Annotated in this window: 20 protein-coding genes; 11 read left to right on the top strand and 9 right to left on the bottom strand. The window is 72.9% G+C overall.

All coding sequences use genetic code 11. The annotated features are described in order from the left end of the window. Window positions 1-38 precede the first annotated feature (38 nt). Window positions 39-614 (bottom strand): WhiB family transcriptional regulator, encoded by a 576-nt coding sequence (locus Q0283_RS04225; RefSeq protein ID WP_183523870.1) that lies wholly within the window; start codon window positions 612-614, stop codon window positions 39-41. Between the two features lie 408 nt (window positions 615-1,022). On the opposite strand from Q0283_RS04225, the gene Q0283_RS04230 reads away from it, so the two are divergent. Next, entirely contained in the window at window positions 1,023-1,820 is a 798-nt protein-coding gene (locus Q0283_RS04230; protein WP_298043252.1) for a TIGR03089 family protein, read from the top strand. A gap of 47 nt (window positions 1,821-1,867) precedes the next feature. Here the strand turns inward: Q0283_RS04230 and Q0283_RS04235 are convergent, their stop codons facing one another. Beyond that, window positions 1,868-2,515, bottom strand: coding sequence for a GtrA family protein (locus Q0283_RS04235; protein ID WP_298043254.1), 648 nt, complete (start codon window positions 2,513-2,515; stop codon window positions 1,868-1,870). A gap of 201 nt (window positions 2,516-2,716) precedes the next feature. Here Q0283_RS04235 and Q0283_RS04240 point away from each other — a divergent pair, with 201 nt between their 5' ends. From Q0283_RS04240 to Q0283_RS04250, 3 genes are read left to right on the top strand one after another with little or no spacing between them, the layout of a single operon-like run. Then, window positions 2,717-3,925, top strand: coding sequence for a 5-(carboxyamino)imidazole ribonucleotide synthase (locus Q0283_RS04240; protein ID WP_298043256.1), 1,209 nt, complete (start codon window positions 2,717-2,719; stop codon window positions 3,923-3,925). Beyond that, a complete protein-coding gene (purE, locus tag Q0283_RS04245; protein ID WP_183523858.1) occupies window positions 3,922-4,497 on the top strand; it encodes a 5-(carboxyamino)imidazole ribonucleotide mutase in 576 nt (191 codons plus the stop codon). Before Q0283_RS04240 ends, purE begins: the two co-directional genes overlap by 4 nt. Before the next feature lie 52 nt (window positions 4,498-4,549). Beyond that, a complete protein-coding gene (locus Q0283_RS04250; RefSeq protein ID WP_298043259.1) occupies window positions 4,550-6,184 on the top strand; it encodes an LCP family protein in 1,635 nt (544 codons plus the stop codon). 24 nt (window positions 6,185-6,208) lie between these two features. On the opposite strand, the gene lhgO is transcribed toward Q0283_RS04250, so the two are convergent. Further along, window positions 6,209-7,423, bottom strand: coding sequence for an L-2-hydroxyglutarate oxidase (gene lhgO, locus Q0283_RS04255; protein ID WP_298043261.1), 1,215 nt, complete (start codon window positions 7,421-7,423; stop codon window positions 6,209-6,211). Between the two features lie 74 nt (window positions 7,424-7,497). Between lhgO and manA the strand changes: the two genes are divergently transcribed. Then, the gene (manA, locus tag Q0283_RS04260; protein ID WP_298043263.1) at window positions 7,498-8,811 is read left to right on the top strand and encodes a mannose-6-phosphate isomerase, class I; all 1,314 of its coding nucleotides are present in this window, start codon (window positions 7,498-7,500) and stop codon (window positions 8,809-8,811) included. 132 nt (window positions 8,812-8,943) lie between these two features. On the opposite strand, the gene glpX is transcribed toward manA, so the two are convergent. Next, on the bottom strand, window positions 8,944-9,966 hold the full coding sequence (gene glpX, locus Q0283_RS04265; protein WP_298043278.1) for a class II fructose-bisphosphatase: 1,023 nt from the start codon (window positions 9,964-9,966) through the stop codon (window positions 8,944-8,946). A gap of 158 nt (window positions 9,967-10,124) precedes the next feature. Between glpX and Q0283_RS04270 the strand changes: the two genes are divergently transcribed. Together Q0283_RS04270 and Q0283_RS04275 are read left to right on the top strand one after the other, a co-directional pair. Next, window positions 10,125-10,718, top strand: coding sequence for a DUF4245 domain-containing protein (locus tag Q0283_RS04270; protein ID WP_298043265.1), 594 nt, complete (start codon window positions 10,125-10,127; stop codon window positions 10,716-10,718). Continuing rightward, window positions 10,715-11,350 (top strand): carbonic anhydrase, encoded by a 636-nt coding sequence (locus Q0283_RS04275; RefSeq protein ID WP_183523843.1) that lies wholly within the window; start codon window positions 10,715-10,717, stop codon window positions 11,348-11,350. The genes Q0283_RS04270 and Q0283_RS04275 overlap by 4 nt, the downstream gene beginning before the upstream one ends. 31 nt (window positions 11,351-11,381) lie before the next feature. Here Q0283_RS04275 and Q0283_RS04280 read toward each other — a convergent pair whose 3' ends face one another. Both Q0283_RS04280 and Q0283_RS04285 read right to left on the bottom strand, forming a co-directional pair. Further along, the gene (locus Q0283_RS04280; RefSeq protein WP_183523840.1) at window positions 11,382-12,059 is read right to left on the bottom strand and encodes a response regulator transcription factor; all 678 of its coding nucleotides are present in this window, start codon (window positions 12,057-12,059) and stop codon (window positions 11,382-11,384) included. Next, complete coding sequence (locus Q0283_RS04285) at window positions 12,056-13,381, bottom strand: histidine kinase (protein WP_298043268.1); 1,326 nt, start codon at window positions 13,379-13,381, stop codon at window positions 12,056-12,058. Before Q0283_RS04285 ends, Q0283_RS04280 begins: the two co-directional genes overlap by 4 nt. Window positions 13,382-13,555: 174 nt before the next feature. Between Q0283_RS04285 and Q0283_RS04290 the strand changes: the two genes are divergently transcribed. From Q0283_RS04290 to Q0283_RS04300, 3 genes are all read left to right on the top strand, one after another. Beyond that, a complete protein-coding gene (locus Q0283_RS04290; RefSeq protein WP_324589852.1) occupies window positions 13,556-14,686 on the top strand; it encodes an ABC transporter permease in 1,131 nt (376 codons plus the stop codon). 83 nt (window positions 14,687-14,769) lie between these two features. Continuing rightward, entirely contained in the window at window positions 14,770-15,450 is a 681-nt protein-coding gene (locus tag Q0283_RS04295; RefSeq protein ID WP_183523835.1) for an ABC transporter ATP-binding protein, read from the top strand. A gap of 11 nt (window positions 15,451-15,461) precedes the next feature. Beyond that, window positions 15,462-16,895, top strand: a complete 1,434-nt coding sequence (locus Q0283_RS04300) for a class II fumarate hydratase (RefSeq protein WP_183523832.1) — start codon at window positions 15,462-15,464, stop codon at window positions 16,893-16,895. 37 nt (window positions 16,896-16,932) lie between these two features. Here Q0283_RS04300 and Q0283_RS04305 read toward each other — a convergent pair whose 3' ends face one another. Beyond that, window positions 16,933-17,445, bottom strand: a complete 513-nt coding sequence (locus Q0283_RS04305; RefSeq protein WP_183523829.1) for an NUDIX domain-containing protein — start codon at window positions 17,443-17,445, stop codon at window positions 16,933-16,935. 38 nt (window positions 17,446-17,483) lie between these two features. Then, entirely contained in the window at window positions 17,484-17,990 is a 507-nt protein-coding gene (locus Q0283_RS04310; RefSeq protein ID WP_183523825.1) for an A24 family peptidase, read from the bottom strand. Between the two features lie 97 nt (window positions 17,991-18,087). Between Q0283_RS04310 and Q0283_RS04315 the strand changes: the two genes are divergently transcribed. Next, window positions 18,088-18,732, top strand: a complete 645-nt coding sequence (locus Q0283_RS04315) for a rhomboid family intramembrane serine protease (RefSeq protein ID WP_298043271.1) — start codon at window positions 18,088-18,090, stop codon at window positions 18,730-18,732. A 313-nt stretch (window positions 18,733-19,045) separates the two neighbouring features. Here Q0283_RS04315 and Q0283_RS04320 read toward each other — a convergent pair whose 3' ends face one another. Continuing rightward, window positions 19,046-20,344, bottom strand: coding sequence for a PhoH family protein (locus Q0283_RS04320; RefSeq protein WP_298043281.1), 1,299 nt, complete (start codon window positions 20,342-20,344; stop codon window positions 19,046-19,048). Window positions 20,345-20,370: the final 26 nt, after the last annotated feature.

The following is a 20,370-nucleotide window of genomic DNA, read 5'->3' on the forward strand; positions in this document are numbered from 1 at the left end:
CCCGGCGACGTGGGCCGGGAGGGTGGCAGGAGAGGGGATCAGACCGACCGCTTCCGCAGGCGTCGCCTCTCCCGCTCCGAGAGTCCGCCCCAGATGCCGAAGCGCTCGTCGTTGCCCAGGGCGTACTCCAGGCACTCGCTGCGCACGGTGCAGGCGCTGCAGACCTTCTTGGCGTCCCGCGTGGAGCCGCCCTTCTCGGGGAAGAAGGCCTCGGGGTCGGTCTGCGCGCACAGGGCGTCCACCTGCCAGGCCAGCTCGCCGTCGACGTCCCGGGGGTCGGCGAAGCCGGGCAGGCCCAGCCAGGCCACCGGACGGTCCGCCCCCGCGCTGCCCGGGGTCCGGTCGGCGCGCTCCGGCGCCGGGCCTCCGGGATGCAGGGCCGTGACGGTGGCGTGCCCCTGCCCGGCGTCCGGGTCCTCGGTCCCGTCGTGCTCGGCCAGGAAGGCCGTGGCCTGGTCCTCGAGGGACTGATCCTCCTGCAGCCGGCGTGCGGCGTCCGGGTCCGCCGGGTCCAGGAACCAGTCGGCGGGGACTGCCCGTCCGGGGTGCGTGCCCTCCAGTGCCCTGACACTGCCGTTCTGCTGGATCCTCTGGACCTGCTGGGCATTCTCCATGCGATTCCTCCCCGTTCTCACGCTGCTGGCCTCCGAACCGGGATCTCCGGCGCTGGTGGCGTGGGCACGGGCTCGGGGCGCGCCAACCGACCACCTCCTCCGCGGGAACCGGGGCACACGCCCGACCCATCCCACGCGGGATGTGGCCCGAACACAACGGAGGTCAGTGGTGAGCGGTGGGAAGCGCCGGGGTCACCGTGACCGTTCTGCAGTGAATTACATCCGTGTAACTCGCCGTTCGTCAAACCGGGACGAGACAATGTCAGAGAGCGGACGGCGCAGGCTGTACCGACACGCCGCCGCTGCCACCGGCCCGACCGGCGTGTCGTCTCGAGCCGTCCGGACCACTCTAGGGTGGGCGGGGCGGGAACGCGCAGACGGGCCCCTGACGTGAGAGGACATCGCACCATGGTCAACCTGGGAACACCTGACCGCACCGGCCGCGGACCGGCCGACTGGTTCGAGGCGGTGGCCGCCTCGCCCCGGCCCGCCGTGGTGGACTACGCCGCGGGTGAGGACCGGGTGGAGCTGTCCGGGCGGGTGCTGGCGAACTGGGCGGCCAAGACCGCGAACCTGCTCGACGCCGAGGGGCTGGGGACCGGGTCGACGGTCGCCGTGGACCTGCCGGTCGGCTGGCAGCCGCTGGCCCTGCTGCTGGGTACGGCGCGGGCCGGCGTGGACGTGGTGTTCACCGCCGGCGACTCCGCGACGGACGCCGACCTGGTGGTCACCGACGCCCCCTCGGCCTGGGCCGGCTCCCCGGCCGAGCTCTGGGCGGTGGCCCCGGGGGACGACGGGTTGCCGGACCACGCGCTGGACTTCACCGCCGAGGTGCGCGTGCAGGGCGATCGCTGCCCCCTGCCGGTGCCGTCCGGCGACCTGGCCGCACAGGCCCGGGACTGGGCCGACGCCCCTGGCCTCACGGGAACGGACGAGACGGACGGCACCGGCCGGCCGGCCCGGGACGCGGACCCCTCCGTGCGCTGGCTCCGGCGGGACCGGGGGCTCGTGGTGGCGGCGAGTGGCCGACGCCTGCACCGTGGCCTGGCGGGCGCCGTCCTGCAGGCCTGGGCCGCGGGCCTGCCGGTGGTGCTGGTGCCCACCGGTCACGCCGGCGACGACGCCTCGGCCGGCATCATCGCGGCCGAGCGGCTGGGCGACGTGGTGGACGTGGTGGAGGGGCCGGAGGGGCAGGCACCGGGCTGAGGCCGGAGCGGGCCCCGTGGGCCCGGCCCGCGCGCACGGCGGGGCGGTCAGTCGACCGCGTCGGTGCGTCCGGGAGCCGCGGTCCCGGTGGCCGGGGGGCCGGCCTCGGCGGGGGTGCGTGCCGAGGCCGGCGGCGCGGCGTCCTCGGAGTCCCGCCCGGTGCGGTGCCTGGCCGGGGTGTCCTGGGTGTGGATGACGGGCACCTGCCCCGTGAGCCGCTCGCGGTCGTGGGCGAACTGCGGGTCCGCGTCCAGCTCCTCGGTGAAGACCCAGAACCGGTAGGCGAAGAACCGGAAGATGGTCCCGAGGATCAGGCCGACCACGCTGCCGGCGATGAAGATCCCGGTGGTGGAGGTGACGCCCAGCCAGTACTGCGCCACGAAGACGCAGGCGGCGGCGATCCCCATGCCGATCACGTTCATGATGGCGAACAGCACGAACTCGCGCATCACGTTGCTCTGCCGGCGGTGCCGGAAGGTCCAGAAGCGGTTCGCCGCGTAGGAGAAGACCGTGGCCACCACGCTGGCCACGACCTTGGACTTGACGTTGCTGCCCTCCATCGGGCCGGCCATCAGCCAGAGGAAGACCACGGAGTCCACCACGAAGGCAGCGGCTCCGACGGCCCCGAACTTGGCGACCTCCCGCCACAGCATGGCGACCAGGGCCACGAGACGTTGCCACAGGTTGCTGAACATGGGCGTGGGCAGACTCCTTCGGTGGGTGAGGCCGGACGGGTCCTGGGCAGGACGGTCGCGGCTCCGCCGGACGGGGCAGGACGCGGCCCGCCGGAAATGTACCTGCCGAGTGTAGAACGCTTTCCTGCCGGTTTCCTGACAAGTCCGGCAACCGGACGGTTCCGTCGACGAGGCCCGGGCCGCGGTGGGTACCCTTGGTCCGTGAGTTTTCCTGTGATCGGTGTTGTGGGCGGCGGACAGCTGGCCCGGATGATGGCTCCTGCCGCCACGGCCCTGGGCGTTCGCCTGAGGGTCCTGGCCGAGGGGGGCGACGTCTCGGCCACGACCGCCGCGGAGTGCGTCGTGGGCGACTACCGCGACCTGGAGACGTTGCGTGACTTCGCCGCCTCCGTGGACGTGGTGACGTTCGACCACGAGCACGTGCCGGCCGAGCACCTCAGGGCGCTGGAGGCCGCCGGGGTGAACCTGCAACCGGGTCCGGACGCCCTGCAGCACGCCCAGGACAAGCTGCTGATGCGGCAGGCCTGCGACCGGCTCGGGCTGCCCAACCCGGCCTGGGCAGCGGTGACCACCGTCGACGAGCTCATCGGGTTCGCGCGCCGTGTCGAGTTCCCGGTGGTGCTCAAGACCCCGCGGGGCGGGTACGACGGCAAGGGCGTGCGCGTCGTGGCCTCCGTCGAGGACGCCGAGGACTGCCGTGACTGGTTCGGGCTCGGCTTCGAGGCCCTGCTCGTCGAGGACCTGGTGGAGTTCTCCCGGGAGCTCTCGGCACAGGTCGCCCGCACGCCCTCGGGGACCACGGCGTCCTATCCCGTCGTGGAGTCCATCCAGACCGACGGGATCTGCGACGTCGTCACCGCACCGGCACCGGGGATCGACCCCCGCACCGCCCAGGCCGCCGAGGAGGCCGCAGTCACCCTGGCCGAGGGGCTCGGCGTGACCGGCATGCTGGCGGTCGAGCTGTTCGAGACCCCGGGGATCGGTCCGGGATTCATGGTCAACGAGCTGGCGATGCGCCCGCACAACTCCGGCCACTGGACCATGGACGGCGCCGTCACCGGCCAGTTCGAACAGCACGTCCGGGCGGTGCTGGACCTGCCCCTGGGCGCCACGGACACCCTCGGGGCCTACACCGTGATGAAGAACTACCTCGGCGGCGCCAACGAGGACCTGTACTCGGCCTTCCCCGCCGCCATGGCCGCCCACCCGGAGGCGAAGATCCATGCCTACGGCAAGTCCGTCCGCCCGGGCCGCAAGATCGGGCACGTGAACGTCGTCGCCCCCCTGGCGGAGGACCTCGCTGCGGCCCGAGAGGCCGCGGAGAGCGCCGCCGCGATCATCCGCGACGGCCACCGCGCCCAGAACGAGCCGCGCACCGCGGCCGCCGACGACCTCCAGGAGCAGTCATGACCGGCACCCCGCACACCCCGTCCCCGGCCCGGGTGGCCGTGGTCATGGGATCGGACTCGGACTGGCCGGTCATGCAGGCCGCCGCCGAGGCCCTGGAGGAATTCGGCATCCCCTACGAGGCCGACGTCGTCTCCGCCCACCGCATGCCGCACGAGATGGTGGCCTTCGGGACCGCGGCCCACGAGCGCGGGATCCGGGTGGTCATCGCCGGCGCGGGCGGCGCCGCCCACCTTCCCGGGATGATCGCCTCCACCACGCCGCTGCCGGTCATCGGCGTCCCGGTGCCGCTGAAGACGCTGGACGGGATGGACTCGCTGCTGTCCATCGTGCAGATGCCCGCCGGGGTCCCGGTGGCCACCGTGTCCATCGGCGGTGCCCGGAACGCCGGGCTGCTGGCCGCCCGCATCCTCGCCGCCGGCACGGACGAGGAGGCGGTCCGGCTGCGCGGGCAGTTGATCCGTTTCGCGGACGAGCTCAGGGAGACCGCCACCGCCAAGGGTGGCCGGCTCCGTGAGTCGCTGGCCGGCCGGCCGGGTTACCACCAGCCCGCCTCGCCCGCCGACCGCTCATGACCCGGCCGGCAGGCACGGGACACCCGGACCGGGCAGTGAAGGTCACCGGGCCATGACCTCCCACACGCAGCCCCAGGGCACCACCCGCGCGGCGGCCGGCGGTGGGGATCCCGTCCGCGCCCCGGAGACCGGCACGGTCCCGCAGCGCACCAAGCGGGCCTGGATCCTGCTGGCCCTGACGCTGTTCGTGCCCGGCGGCGCCCAGGTGGTGGCCGGCGACCGGCGTCTCGGCCGGGCCGCGCTGCGGGTGACCCTGACGGTGTGGGCGCTGGCCGTCGTCGCGCTGGTGCTGTTCTTCGTCAACCGGGACCTGCTGATCCGGATCGGTGCCAACACCTGGGTCCTGCTGGGGTGCATCGTGGCGCTGGCCGGTCTGGCCATCGGCTGGGCGGTGCTCTGGGTGGACACGTTCCGGCTGCTCCGGCTCCGGCTCGTGGCCCCGGGCATGCGGCCGCTCATCGCGTTCGCCTCGGTCCTGCTGCTGCTGGTGACCTCCGGGGCCCTGGGCTACGGCGCGTGGGCGGTGAACGCCGGGCGCAGCACCCTCACCTCGATCTTCCCGCCCGGACAGGCCATCGAGCCGGTGGACGGGCGCTACAACGTCCTGCTGATGGGCGGGGACGCGGGTGAGGGACGGATCGGCCTGCGGCCCGACTCCATCCACGTCGCCTCCGTGAACGCCGAGACCGGCCGGACGATCATCTTCTCCATCCCCCGCAACTTCCAGAACGCCCGGTTCACCGAGGACTCCCCGCTCTGGTCCGCCTACCCGGAGGGCTTCTCCTGTGGGGACGAGTGCATCCTCAACGCTCTCTACGTGGACGTGATGCAGAGCCACCAGGACCTGTACCCGGGCGCGCAGGACCCGGGCGCCGAGGCCATGAAGGACGCCGCCGGGGGCATCCTGGGGCTCGAGGTCCAGGCCTACGCCATGGTGGACATGGCCGGCTTCGCCCAGCTGATCGACGCCATGGGCGGGGTCACGGTGACCTCCGGCGGCTGGACCACCTACCGCGGGCACCGTCCGGACGGGCAGTGGGGCAACGCCTGGTGGGGGCCGGGGACCTACACCTTCAACGGCGAGCAGGCCCTGGCGTTCGCCCGCTCCCGGCACTTCTCCACCGACTACTCCCGGATCCGCCGCCAGCAGTGCATCCAGTCGGCCATGCTGGCCCAGTTCAATCCGCAGACCCTGATCCCGCGCTTCCAGGGCATCCTGGAGGCCGGTGAGCAGATCGTGGAGACCGACCTGCCGGGCCAGCAGCTGGGTACCTTCGTGTCCCTCGCCTCGAGCGGCCGGTCCCAGTCCACGGGCCGGCTGACCATCGGCGCCCCGGACTTCGGGGACCAGGGCGACCGGTTCACCACCTTCCCCGACTTCGACCTGATCCACCAGCGCGTGGGGGAGATGCTCTCCGAGGACGGGACGCCGCAGGCCGCCGGCGCAGTGCCCGCCCCGTTCCTGTTCGTGGACGCCGCCGCCGGGATCCTGACGGCCGGCACGGGCAACATCGACTCGCAGGGCGCGGACAGCGACAACCCCGAGGACTGGCCCGCCCCGCCGCCGCAGCCCGACGGCGACCCGATCACCGAGGACTGGCTGATGTACCTCGAGGACACCGGGCAGACCGGCCTGCTGGAGGAGGCGGCGAAGACCAACCACCTCTGCGTGGCCGGCCGCGGCTAGCCGGCCCGTGCACTGCGGCGCCGGTCAGGCCTCGGCGGTGGCGAGCCGGTGCCTGCGGGTCACGTCGGAGACGATGTGCTCGGCGATCGCCAGGGACGAGGTGGCCCCGGGAGAGGGGGCGTTGCGCACGAGGGTGGTCCGGCCGATGCCCTCGATGACGAAGTCGTCGACCAGGGTGCCGTCCCGGTCCATCGCCTGGGCACGGATGCCGCGGGGCACCGGCGTGGACACTGCACCCGCCAGGGACGGCACGTACCGGACCGCTCCGGCGAGGAACCTGGTCCGGGAGGCCACCGCGCCCAGTTCCCGGACGGCCGCCCGGACGTTGCGGCCGGCGAACCTCCAGAATCCGGGGGTGGTGGCCACGTCCAGGGTGTCCCGCAGGCCCACGCGGTGTCCGGAGTAGTTCTCGCGCCCGAGGGACAGGAAGGCATTGGGCCCGACGAGCATCTCGCCGTCCACGCGCTTGGTCAGGTGGACCCCCAGGAACGGATAGGCCGGATCAGGCACGGGGTAGACCAACCCGTTGAGCACGGTGCGGTGTTCCGCGGCCAGCCGGGAGTACTGGCCGAAGAACGGGACGATCCTCGGATAGGCGGAACCACCGGCCAGGGCGGCGATCCGGTCCGACTGGAGTCCCGCACAGGCGATGACGATGTCGAAGCACCTGCTGCCCTCCGGCGTGGTGACCACGCAGCGGTCCTCGAGGTTGGCCAGCCCGGTGACCTCCGCTCCCAGGCGGACCGCTCCCCCGGCCGCGCGCACGTCCTCGAGGAGGGCCCGCGTCACGGCCGCGTAGTCGGTGATGGCCGTCTGCGGCGAGTGCAGGGCCAGGCGCCCGACGGCGTGGGGCTCGATCTCACGGATCCCGTCCGGCCCGACCAGCTGGACGCCCGGCACGCCGTTGGCGACCGCCCTGCCGTGGATGGCGCGCAACCGCTCCCCCTCGTCCTCGCGCAACGCCACGACGAGCTTCCCGCACTCCTCGTACGGCAGTCCCCGCTCCCGGGCGTAGTCACGGAGCAGGGTCGTCCCCCGGCGGCACAACCGGGCCTTGAGGCTTCCGGGCTGGTAGTAGAGACCGGCGTGGACCACCCCGGAGTTGTGGCCGGTCTGGTGCGCGGCCGCCTGGCCCTCCTTGTCGAGGACGGTCACGGAGTCGTCCGGGAACCGCCGAGTCAGCTCCCGGGCGACGGCGGCACCGATGATGCCGGCACCGATGACGGCGAAGGTGGTCATGGACGAAGGATATCCAGCGCCCCCACCGGGGGCGTCCCGGTGAACGGAGCGTGTCCGGTGGATAGGCTGGCACCATGTTCCTGCTGCGCAATGCCATCCGTGACTATGCCTGGGGCTCCGCGACCCTGTTGGCCGAGCTGCAGGGACGCACCCCCTCGGGCCGTCCGGAGGCCGAGCTGTGGATGGGCGCCCACCCCGGGGCCCCCTCCGGCGCCGTGCCCGCCGCGGACCCCTCGGCCACGCCGGTCCCCCTGGACGAGTTGATCGCCCGCGACCCGCAGGCCCTGCTCGGGCACGCCGCCCGGTTCGGCCGGCTGCCCTACCTGGTGAAGCTGCTCGCGGCCGGCCGGCCGCTGTCCATCCAGGCCCATCCCACCCTGGACCAGGCCCGCGCCGGGTTCGCCGCCGAACAGGCCGCCGGGATCCCGATCACCGCGGCGCACCGCAACTACCGCGATGACAACCACAAGCCCGAGATGGTGCTCGCGCTGACCCCGTTCACCGCCCTGTGCGGCTTCCGCTCCCCCGAGGACGCCGCGCGGTCCTTCGACCGGCTCGCCGGGGCCCTGGCCGAGCACTTCGAGGGCGCCGACGCCGGCCCCGGCACCGCGGCCGCGGCCCTGGCCGCCACGCTGCGCGCCGGTGACCTGGAGGCGGCGTTCTCCACCCTGCTGGACCCCGAGGGCGGCTGGACCGCCGGCGCCTGGGTCCAGGACGTCGTCGCCGCCCTGCGCCGGGCCCCGCGCGTGCTGGAGGAGGACCTGAACCTGTCCACCGCCGTCGGGATCTGCGAGCACTACCCCGGCGATGCCGGGGTGATGGTCTCCGTGCTGCTGAACCGGGTGGACCTGGCCCCGGGACAGGCCATCCACCTGCCGGCCGGCAACGTGCACGCCTACCTGCACGGGCTCGGCGTGGAGGTGATGGCGGCCTCGGACAACGTGCTGCGCGGCGGACTGACGCCCAAGCACGTGGACGTGGACGAACTGCGCCGGGTGGTGCGCTTCGAGGCGCTGCCGGTGCCCTACTGCACCCCGCACGCCGACGGCGCCGGCCGCCTGGTCTTCCGCCCGCCCTTCGAGGAGTTCCGGCTCGAGCGCCTGGACCTGCCCGCGGCCACCGGAGCGACCCTGACCGCCAACGGACCGGTCATCGCGGTCTGCACGGCCGGGACGGTACGCATCGACTCCGGTCACGACAGCGCCGTGCTCACTCCCGGGCAGTCCGTGTTCCTCGGCGCGACCGAGGACCCGGCCGTGGTGCGGCCCGGCGACCGGGACGCCGCCCAGGACGGGACCGGGGACGGGACCGGGGCCGGGACAGGAACCAGGACGGCGGACGGGGCGGCGGCCACACCGGGGACCCTGTTCGCGGTCACCCTCCCCTAGGCGCGCCGACCGCTGCCTCGGCCCGCCGGCCGGACCGGCCCCGAGACGACGACCGGCGGCCGGATCCGTCCCCCGGACACGGGGCTGCCCGTCCAGGACGGGGCGAATCCGACCGCCGGTCGAGCGGGAGGGTCAGCGCCGGGACGGGGAGACCTCCGTGTCGATCCACTTCTCCCACTTGCGGGCCTGGTGCTCGGCCTCCACGATGCGCACGGTGCCGGACTTCGAGCGCATGACCATGGACTGCGTCACCACGCGGTCGTTGTAGTAGCGCACCCCGCGCAGCAGGTCGCCGTCGGTGATGCCGGTCGCGGCGAAGTAGCAGTTGTCCGACTTCACCAGGTCGTCCGTGGTGAGCACGGCGTCGAGGTCGTGCCCGGCGTCGATGGCCTTCTGGCGCTCCTCGTCGTCCTTCGGGGCCAGCCGGCCCTGGATGACCCCGCCGACGGCCTTGATGGCGCACGCGGTGATGATGCCCTCCGGGGTGCCGCCGATGCCCAGCAGCATGTCCACGTCGGTGCCGTGGCGGGCCGCGGCGATGCCGCCGGCCACGTCCCCGTCCATGATGAACTTCACGCGGGCCCCGGCGGCGCGGATCTCCTCGACGAGCTTCTCGTGGCGCGGGCGCTCCAGCACGCACACGTTGAGCTGGCTGACGGGCTTGTTCAGGGCCTTGGACACCAGGTGGATGTTCTGCTTGATGGGCAGGCGCAGGTCGACGAAGTCGGCGGCCTCGGGGCCCACGACCATCTTGTCCATGTAGAACACCGCGGACGGGTCGAACATCGCACCGCGCTCGGCGACGGCGAACACGGACAGCGCGTTCGGGTAGCCCAGGGCGGTCAGGCGGGTGCCGTCGATGGGGTCCACGGCGACGTCGACCTCGGGGCCGGTGCCGTCACCGACATGCTCGCCGTTGAAGAGCATGGGCGCCTCGTCCTTCTCGCCCTCGCCGATGACGACCACGCCGTTCATCCGGACCGTGTCCATGAAGGCGCGCATGGCGTCCACGGCGGCGCCGTCGGCGGTGTTCTTGTCCCCGTAGCCGACCCAGTGGCCGGCGGCGATGGCTGCCGCCTCGGTGACCCGCACCAGCTCGAGCGCGAGGTTGCGGTCCGGCTCCGTCCCGGACACCGCCAGGTTGCGGTTCAGCATGTTGTAGTCAGCGTGCTGTTCTGCCGGCTTCTGGGCCGTGACCCTCTGGGCCGGAACCTCGTTGTTCGCGGACTGGTCAGTGCTCACCGTGTGTCTCCGTCTGCAGGGTACGTCTTGCGGACTCATCCTAGTGTCCGGCGCGGTGGCAGAATGGACCGGTGACCTCCCCCGAGTCAGAGACCGCCGCCGCCAAGCCCCGCCTGACCCAGAAGCAGGTGAAGCGGGCCGGCCAGTCCGCCCGTGCCATGGTGATCAGCGTGCTGGCCACGCTGGGCATCGCGTTGCTGGTGGTGCTGCTCAATCCCGGGTCCACGGAGCAGACGTACGACCGGGACGTCGATGTCCGGGCCGCCGCCGAACAGGCCACGGCGACCGCCGGCTTCACCGCCGCCGCGCCGGGCCTGCCCGAGGGGTGGACGGCCAATTTCGCCCGCTGGAACGGTGCCGGCGCCGACCGGGTGGAGTTCTGGGAGGCCGGTTACCTCACGCCGGAGGAGGAGTTCGCCGGGTTCAAGCAGACGGCCCAGGCGAACCCCACCTGGGTCTCCCAGCAGATCCGCAACGCACCGCTGACCGGCTCGCGCACCGTGGACGGCACCTCGTGGGACCTGCACGAGCCCGCGGACGGGGACGCGTACCTGGTGACCGAGCTGGACGGCACCACGATCATCGTCACGGGTTCGGGTGAGCTGTCCGACATGGATACGCTGGCCGGAGCCATCCAGCAGTACCTCGAGGAGGACGCAGCATGACACTGACCCCCACCCGCGCCTATGAACTGATGCGCGAGGGCAACGAGCGTTTCGTCTCCGGCACGTCCCGGCACCCGAACCAGGACGCGGCCCGCCGAACCTCCCTGGCGAGCGGGCAGGACCCGATCGCCGTGCTCTTCGGCTGCTCCGACTCCCGGCTGGCCGCGGAGATCATCTTCGACCTGGGCCTGGGCGACCTGTTCGTCATCCGCACCGCGGGGCAGGTGATCGACGACGCCGTGCTGGGCTCCCTGGAGTTCAGCATCGACGAGCTCAACACCCCCCTGATCGTGGTCCTGGGCCATGACAGCTGCGGCGCCGTCACCGCCGCCGTCGACTCCTACACCAGCGGCGAGATGCCCGCCGGGTTCCAGCGCTCCCTCGTGGAGCGCATCATGCCCTCCGTCTTCGCCGCCCGCCGCCAGGGGGTCGAGGACGTGAACGGCACCGTGGCCGAGCACACCGTGCAGACCTGCCAGCGGCTGGTGGAGTCCTCGATGTCCGTGGCCCGGGCCGTGGAGCAGGGCCGCACCGCGATCGTGGGCCTGACCTACTCCCTGGCCGAGGGCACCGCCAACGAGGTCAAGGTCATCGGCGACCTCGAGCCCGCCGAGGGCGCCGCCGCCGGCTGAGCCCGTCCCCCCGGGCCGCGGCCCGGGGGCCTCAACCGCGGATGAGGTGCAGCGAACGGGCCACGGTCACCGCCTCGGTGCGGTTGCCGACCCCGAGCTTCTGGAACACGTGGTTCAGATGGGTCTTCACGGTGGCCTGGGAGATGAACAGCCCGGCCGCGATCTCCCGGTTCGTCCGTCCCCGCGCCAGCTGCTCGAGGATGTCGATCTCCCGGGGGCTCAACGACGGCCCGGCTCCCGGTCCCGCGCCCAGTGCCCGCCGGGCCAGTCCCGCCGGCAGGGTCCAGGTCCCGGCCGCGGCGTTCCCGACCGCGTCCCGCAGCTCCTGCGCGGAGGCGTCCTTGAGCAGGTAGCCGGCCGCCCCGGCCGCCAGCGCCGCCTGGACGTCGGACACCGCACCGTAGGTGGAGACGATCAGCACCGGCACCTCCGGGTGGTCGCCGCCGAGCCGCCGGGTCGCCTCGATCCCGGAGGGCCCCTCCCCCAGCTCGATGTCCATCACCACGACGTCCGGCCCCTCCCCGCGGGCCCGCAGCCGGTCCACCAGGTCCCGGGCCTGGCGGGCGGTGGCTGCCTCGGCCACCACCTGCAGGGTCCCGCCCGCCTCCAGGACCGCGCGCAGGCCCGCCCGCACCACGGGGTGGTCGTCCACGAGCAGCACCCGCACCGGCTCCCCGGACCGCGGGCCCGCCTGCCGCTCCCCGCTCATTCCCCCTCCTCGCCGTGATCGCGTCCGCCCCGGACCCGGTCGCCACCCCGCGTCGGCCGCGGCGGCAGCGGCAGGGCCAGCGCCACCACCGTGCCCCGGCCCGCGACCGCGCCCCCGGGGCCCTCGTCGGCGTCCTCCACCGTGAGGGTCCCGCCAAGTCCCTCCGCCCGCTCCCGCATCGTCCGGATACCGAAGCCCTCGGCGTTCCCGCCCCGGCCGCGGCCGTCGTCGTGGACGTCCAGGGTCACCAGGCGCGGATGGACCGCCAGGGTGACCACGCAGTGCGCCGCTCCCGAGTGCAGCAGGACGTTGGACAGTGCGGACTGGGCCACCCGGAGGACGGTGGTGGCGACGTCCCCGCCCAGCGCGGCGCCGTCCTCGGGACCGCGGAAGGTCACGGTGAGCCCAGAACCGGCCGCCCGGGCCGTTCCCTGGACGGCCCGGCAGGCGTCCGCGAGCACCGTCGCGAGGTCGTCGCCGGCCCCGCGCTGCTCCACCAGGGCGCGGACCTGGACGAGGTTCTCGGCCGCTGACCGCTCGATCTGGCGCAACCGCCCGGAGAGCGGTCCACCGGGGTCCCGGTCGAGGGCGGCGCGGGAGAGCAGCACCACGGAGGCCAGTCCCTGGGCCAGGGTGTCGTGCAGGTCCCGGGCCCAGCGTTCCCGTTCGGCGAGCGCCCCGGCCTGGCGCTCGGAGGCGGCCAACCGGTCCTGGGCGGCGCGCAGTTCCACGCTCGTGCGGCGCTGGATCCGGGCCTCCTCCAGGAACAGGGCGTAGGCGGCGGACATCACCACGGCCACCACGGCACCGAGGACCGGCCCCACGACCGACCCGACGTCGAGGGTCCCGCGATGGGCCAGGAACCCCGCCAGCACGCTCCCCGTCAGCAGCAGCACCAGCACGAGCGCACCGGGCCGCGAGCGACGGCCGACCAGGTGCAGGTGCAGGAAGAACAGCGGGAACACCAGCCAGGCGAAGTCCACGTGCACCGCCAGCAGCGCCCACCAGGCCACGGTGACCAGGAGCAGCCACGTCGCACGGCCGCGCCCCGCGATCCCGCCGTCCGCCGCCTCCCAGTCGGCCCGGGCCGCGCGTCGTTTCTCCACGATCGTGCCGGCCAGGTAGACCGCCGCGAACAGTGCGGCCAGCAGCACGGTCAGCCACGCGGCGCCGTGGTCCCCGGTCCGGAGGGCGGGTGCGAGTGACCGGATGAGCCCGATCAGCAGCAGCACGGCCACGGACACGTGCAGCACCACCCGCATGGTGCGCAGCAGCACGGGAATGCGCGTGCCGGCCGGCGGGGCGTCAGCGTCGGTGTCCACCCGAGCAGGCTAGCCCGGGCCCGGGCGGTCCCGGGTGCCCGGACTCAACCGAAGGGTTGACCCCGGACCGCCCGGACGGTCGATGTGCCGGGCCCGGTGCCGCGGAAGGCTGGGACCAGTCCCGGCCGGTCGGCGGCCGGACCCGGTCCGTCCGACCCGTCAAGGAGTGCCTCCGTGTCCGTCACGTCCCCGCTGTTCCTGTCCCTGCGCGATGTCCGGTTCTGCGCCGGACGGTTCTCCCTGATGGGCGCGGTGGTCGCCCTGATCACCCTGCTGCTGGTGTTCCTCACCGCGCTGACCAACGGCCTGGCCCACCAGAACGTCTCCGCCGTGCTGGCCTGGGACGAGGCCGGGACGACGGCGGCCGGTGCGGAGCCGGTGGAGGTCACGGTGGTCTTCGGCGCCGCCCACGCCGCGAGCGCGGACGACGTGGAGACCAGCTTCACCGCCTCGACCGTGGACGCGGGCCAGCTGGCCGCGTGGCGGGACGATGACCGGGTGCGGTGGGCGGAGCCGGTCGGGATCGGCCAGGCCCGGGCCGACTCCGGAACCGCCGTGACGTCCGTGACTCTGGTGGGCCTGGAACCGGGCTCCCGGCTCGCCCCGGGGGAGCTCGGCGGCGGGGCCCGGATCAGCGCGAGCGCGGCCGGGCAGCTCGGCGTCGGCCCCGGTGACGGGATCTCCGTCAACGGCCGGGAGGTTCCCGTCGCCGAGGTCACCGAGGACCAGTGGTACTCGCACACGCCCGTCGTCTGGCTGCCCCTGACGACCTGGTCCTCACTCACCCACGCCGGGCAGGGAGCGGCCACCGTCCTGGTCGCCGGGACCGATGCGGACGCCGGCCAAGCACCGGTGGCGGCCGAGCGGACCGCCACGGTGGCCACGGACCTCAGGGAGTCACTCTCGGCCCTGCCGTCCTACTCCTCGGAGAACGGGTCCCTGGTGATGATGCAGGCCTTCCTCTACGGGATCTCCGCCCTCGTGATCGCCGCCTTCATGGCCGTGTTCACCTTGCAGCGCACCCGGGACATCGCGGTGCTCAAGGCCCTCGGCGCCACCACGGGATGGGTGGTCCGCGACGCCCTCGCCCAGGCGTCGGTCGTCCTGCTCTGCGGCGCCTCCGCCGGGGCCGTGCTGGGTGTCGCCGGCCTCCTGCTGGCCGGACAGGCCGTGCCCGTGCAGCTCGACGCCGGCGCCGTCGTCCTGCCCGTCGCCCTCACCCTCGGCCTGGGCCTGGCCGCCTCGGTGGCGGCGGTCTGGCGGTCGTGCCGGGTCGATCCCCTGGTCGCGCTCGGCGGCAGCTGACCCGCGCGAACGCGCCTCTGGCCCCATCCGCACGTCCCGAAGCCCTCAGGCCCCGAAGCCCCGACCCCCCAGGAGGAACCCCCATGCTGCACCTGTCACGCGTCACCCTGACCTATCCCGACGGCGAGGACGGGACCCTCGACGCCCTGGACGCGGTGGACCTGTCCGTCCCCGCCGGGCAGATGCTCGCCCTGGTCGGCCCGTCCGGGTCCGGCAAGTCATCCCTGCTGGCGGTGGCCGGGGCCCTCATCACCCCGACGGCGGGCACCGTCCGCGTCGGCGGGACGGAGGTCACCGGGGCCAGCCGGGCCGAGCGGGCCCGGCTGCGGCTGGAGCACATCGGGGTGGTCTTCCAGCAGCCCCGGCTCCTGCCGTCCCTGACCGCCCTGGAGCAGCTGCAGCTGGTCGGGGTGCTGCGCGGGGCCCGGCCTCGGGACCTGCGGGTAGCGGCCCGGGAGGCGCTGGCCGCCGTCGGGATGAGCTCGGCCGCCGGCCGCCGCCCCCACCAGTTGTCCGGGGGCCAGCGTCAACGGGTGAACATCGCCCGCGCCCTGATGGGCACCCCGTCCGTGCTGCTGGTGGACGAACCGACCTCGGCCCTGGACCACGAGCGCTCCGGCGAGGTGATGGACCTGCTCCGGGACCTCACCCGGGAGCGGTCCCTGGCCACCGTGGTGGTGACCCACGACCTGGAGTTCGTCCCCGTGGCGGACCGGGTGGTCACCCTGCGTGATGGGCGGCTGGCCGAACACGCGACGGTCTAAAGTGGGGAACCATGACCGATCAGTCTTCTCAGCACTCTTCCGAACAGCAGTTCCGCATCGAGCACGACACCATGGGCGAGGTCAAGGTCCCCGTCAATGCCCTGTACCGTGCCCAGACCCAGCGGGCCGTGGAGAACTTCCCGATCTCCGGCAAGACCCTCGAGCCGGCGCACATCCACGCCCTGGCCCAGGTCAAGAAGGCCGCGGCGAAGGCCAACGCCGAGCTCGGCGTGATCTCCGAGGAACGCCGGGACGCGATCGTGGCCGCCGCGGACGAGGTGATCTCCGGCAAGCACGACGCGCACTACCCGATCGACGTCTTCCAGACCGGCTCCGGCACCTCCTCGAACATGAACACCAACGAGGTGCTGGCCAACCTGGCCACGCAGGCGCTGAAGTCCGCCGGCTCGGACACCGAGGTCCACCCGAACGACCACGTCAACGCCTCCCAGTCCTCCAACGACGTCTTCCCGACCTCGGTGCACGTCGCCGTCACCGGCGCCCTGATCAATGACCTCAAGCCCGCCCTGGAGCACCTCGCGGCGTCCCTGGAGCGCAAGGCCCAGGCCTTCGAGGGCATCGTCAAGGCCGGCCGCACCCACCTGATGGACGCCACCCCGGTGACCCTTGGCCAGGAGTTCGGCGGCTACGCCGCCCAGGTCCGCTATGGCATCGAGCGCATCGACGCCTCCCTGCCCCGCGTGGCCGAGGTCCCCCTGGGCGGCACCGCCGTGGGCACCGGCATCAACACCCCGAAGGGCTTCTCCGCCCGCGTGATCGAGCTGCTCGCCGAGGAGACCGGCCTGCCGATCACCGAGGCGCGCAACCACTTCGAGGCCCAGGCGAACCGCGACGGCCTGGTCGAGGCCTCCGGCCAGCTGCGCAACATCGCGTACTCGTTCATGAAGATCAACAACGACCTGCGCTGGATGGGCTCCGGGCCGAACACCGGCCTGGGCGAGATCGCCATCCCGGACCTGCAGCCGGGTTCCTCGATCATGCCGGGCAAGGTCAACCCCGTGATCTGCGAGGCCGCCATCATGGTCTGCGCCCAGGTGATCGGCAACGACACCACGGTGTCCCTGTCCTCCACCAACGGCGCCTTCGAGCTCAACGTCGGCATCCCGGTGATGGCCGCCAACCTGCTCGAGTCCATCCGCCTGCTGGCCAACACCTCCCGCGTGATGGCGGACAAGATGATCGACGGCATCGAGGCCAACGAGGAGCGCTGCAGCTTCCTGGCCGGGGCCTCCCCGTCCATCGTCACTCCGCTGAACAAGGTCATCGGCTACGAGGCCGCCGCCAAGATCGCCAAGCACTCCGTGGCGCAGAAGATGACCGTGCGCGAGGCCGTCGTCGACCTGGGCTACGTGGAGCGCGGCGAGGTCACCGAGGAGCAGCTGGACGCGGCCCTGGACACCATGTCCATGACCCACCCGGCCTGATCCTCCCGGCCCGCCCGGAGGCCCGGTTCCCCGCCCGTCAGGGCAGGAACCGGGCCTCCGGCGTCTCCTCGAGCGCCCAGCCCAGGGCGCGTGCGTGCAACGGGGGCAGGTCCGGGAGCGCGCCGAGCCGGAACCAGCCGACGTCGGTGTTCTCCTCGTCGCCCACCCGTGCCTCGCCGGAGACGTAGTCCATCAGCATCACCACGTCCAGGTACTGGGCGCGGTCCCCGTTCGGGTACGTCACCTCGGTGGTGGTCCCGACGCCGGCCAGACGCCGCGGCGCGCACCGCACCCCGGTCTCCTCCAGGGTCTCCCGCACGGCGGTGGCCGCCGGCTCCTCACCGGGCTCGATGATCCCGGCCGGCAGCGTCCACCGGCCGTTGTCCGCGCGCTTGACCAGGAGCACCTCGCGCTCGTCCCCCGTCGGACCGGCCTCCCGGGCCTCCCCGCGGGCGGCCGGGCGCAGCACCACGGCCTTGCAGCCGGGCAGCCACAGCGAGTCGCGGCCGATCTTCTCGCGCAGGGCCAGGATGAACTCGGGAGTGGGCATGGACCCACGCTACAACCCGGGCGCGGGACGGGCGCCGGTCACGCCAGCAGCGCGACGGCGGTGCCGGCCAGCATGGCCGGACCGAACGGCAGGTGGGTGGACCCGGTGGCCCGCCGGGCGGCGACGAGGACCAGGGCCACCAGTCCCCCCACGACGAAGGCGACGACGATCGCCCCGAACAGGTGGTCCCAGCCCAGCCACCCGGCGTACAAGCCGAGTGCGCCGCCGAGCTTGACGTCGCCCATGCCCATGCCGGTCCGGCTGAGCAGGTGCAGGACGAGCATGAGCGCGAGGTAGACGGCGCCGCCCCCGAGCATTCCCCAGAACCGGGTCCACCCGGTGTCGCTGGCCAGGCACCCCAGGCCCAGGATGACCCCGCCTCCGGCGGCCAGCACCCCGGTCCACTGGTTGGGCAGCCGGTGCTCGCGCAGGTCCGTCACGGTGAGCACGACCGCGCACACCGCGAACAGTGCCAGCGCCGCCACCGCACAGGCCACCAGCAACCAGTTCCCGTCCCGGGCCGCCTCGACCAGTACATTCGGCATGGACCCCAGCCTAGGACCCCCGGCGACGGCCCCGGGCCGGACGCACCGACGCTGTGGACGGCGACGGTGGGCCGTGGCCGCCGCCTAGACTGGGCCCATGCCCGGCCCCCTGGACCGCCCCAGCACCAGCCCCTCCCCCGTGACGACCTACCGCTCCTGGCCGGAGTGGGTCCAGCGGACGGTCCCCGTGGCCGTCCTGGTGGCGCTGATGTGGGTCCTGGAGTTCATCGACCTGTTCGCCGGCGGCCGGCTCAACCAGTTCGGCATCCAGCCGCTGGAACCCGGTGGCATGAGCGGCATCCTCTTCGCCCCCCTGTTGCACTCCGGGTTCGGGCACCTGATCTCGAACACCGTCCCGCTGCTGGTCCTGGGCGTCATGATCGCGTGGATCACGCACCGGTGGTGGCTGATCACGGCCGGCGTCTGGCTGCTCGGCGGGCTGTTCACCTGGGTGATCGGCGGGACCGGCACCAACCACATCGGCGCCTCGCTCGTGGTCTACGGTTACGCGGCCTTCCTGGTCACCTACGGCGTGCTGTCCCGGCGGTTCTCGGCGATCCTGGGCGCCGTGGTCACGGTCCTGCTCTACGGCGGCTTCGTGTGGGGCTTCCTGCCCCTCAATCCGCGCGTCTCCTGGGAGGGCCACCTGGCCGGCGCGGCGGCGGGCGTGGTGGTGGCCTTCGCGGACACCCGCCAGGCCCACCGGGACCTGCGGCAGCGGCGCGCCCTGCAGGAGTGGTGACGACCGGGGCCATGCCCGGCAAATCCTGCCCGAAGGTCGCTGGTGTCAACTTCTCCCAAGTGGTAGTCATTCGCGCCGGTGGCAGGTATGCTGAAACCGCTTCCATCCGTGTGATACCGACTCAGTGATAAGTGCACCGACGGAAGCCTCCGGCTCCATGGCCTCTCATCCCGTTTCACGGGGCCATGGTCAACGGTGGATTCGCCCCGGTTCCCCCATCCCCCCCTCCGCGGGGACCGGCCCGATCCGCCAGGGGGCCGCTGCACCTCGTGCAGCGGCCCCTCTTTCTTTCGCCCGTCTGGTGCGCCCTCCCTCAGATGGAGGCGTCCTCCAGCAGTTCGGTCACGAGGGCGGCGATCGGCGAGCGCTCCGACCGGTTCAGCGTGACGTGGCCGAACAACGGGTGCCCCTTGAGGGTCTCGACGACGGCCGCGATGCCGTCATGCCGGCCCACCCGCAGGTTGTCCCGCTGTGCGATGTCGTGGGTGAGCACAATCTTGGAGTTCTGTCCCATGCGGCTCATCACCGTCAGCAGCACGTTCTTCTCCAGGGACTGCGCCTCGTCCACGATCACCCAGGAATCGTGCAGGGACCGGCCGCGGATGTGGGTGAGCGGCAGGACCTCCAGCATCCCCCGGTCGACCACCTCGTCCAGGACCTCGGTGGAGACCAGGGCTCCCAGGGTGTCGAACACGGCCTGGGCCCAGGGGTTCATCTTCTCGGACTCCGAACCGGGCAGGTACCCCAGTTCCTGCCCCCCGACGGCGTAGAGCGGGCGGAAGACCACCACCTTGCGGTGCTCGCGGCGTTCCATCACCGCGTCCAGTCCGGCGCAGAGTGCCAGCGCCGACTTGCCGGTACCGGCCCGGCCGCCCAGGGACACGATGCCGACGGTGGGGTCGAGGAGCAGGTCGATGGCCAGGCGCTGCTCCGCGGAGCGGCCGTGCAGGCCGAACACGTCCCGGTCCCCACGGACCACCTGGGTGTTGCGGTGCTGGTCCACCCGGCCCAGGGCGGAGCCGCGCGGCGAGGTGATCACCAGTCCGGTGTTCACCGGCAGCTCGGCCGCCTCTGCCACCGCCACCGGGTCGCCCGCGTAGAGGGCGTTGACCTCCTCCTCGGTGGCCCTGACCTCGGCCGTGCCGGTCCAGCCGGAGTCGCGGACGAGCTCGTTGCGGTACTCGTCGGCCTGGAGTCCCATGGCCGAGGCCTTGACGCGCATCGGCAGGTCCTTGGAGACCACCGTGACGTCGCGCCCCTCGTCGGCGAAGTTCTTGGCCACCGCCAGGATGCGGGCGTCGTTCTCGGTGGACCGGAACCCGTGGGGCAGCACGTCCACGGAGATGTGGTTCAGCTCCACCCGCAGTGACCCGCCCTCCGTGCCCAGGGGCACCGGGCGGTTCAGCGATCCGTGCTCGATCCGCAGCTCGTCCAGCAGCCGCAGCGCCTTGCGCGCGAAGTACCCCAGGTCCGGGTCGTCCCGCTTCTTCTCCAGTTCCGAGATCACCACGATCGGCAGGATCACCTCGTGCTCGGCGAAGCGCAGGATCGCCCGCGGATCGGACAGGAGCACGGAGGTGTCGAGCAGGTAGGACCGCTCCCCCACGCTCATCCGTGGTGCGGGCTGGGTGGCCTCCG

The sequence above is a fragment of the uncultured Citricoccus sp. genome, assembly GCF_937871995.1.
In the GTDB taxonomy this organism is placed as follows: Bacteria; Actinomycetota; Actinomycetes; order Actinomycetales; family Micrococcaceae; genus Citricoccus.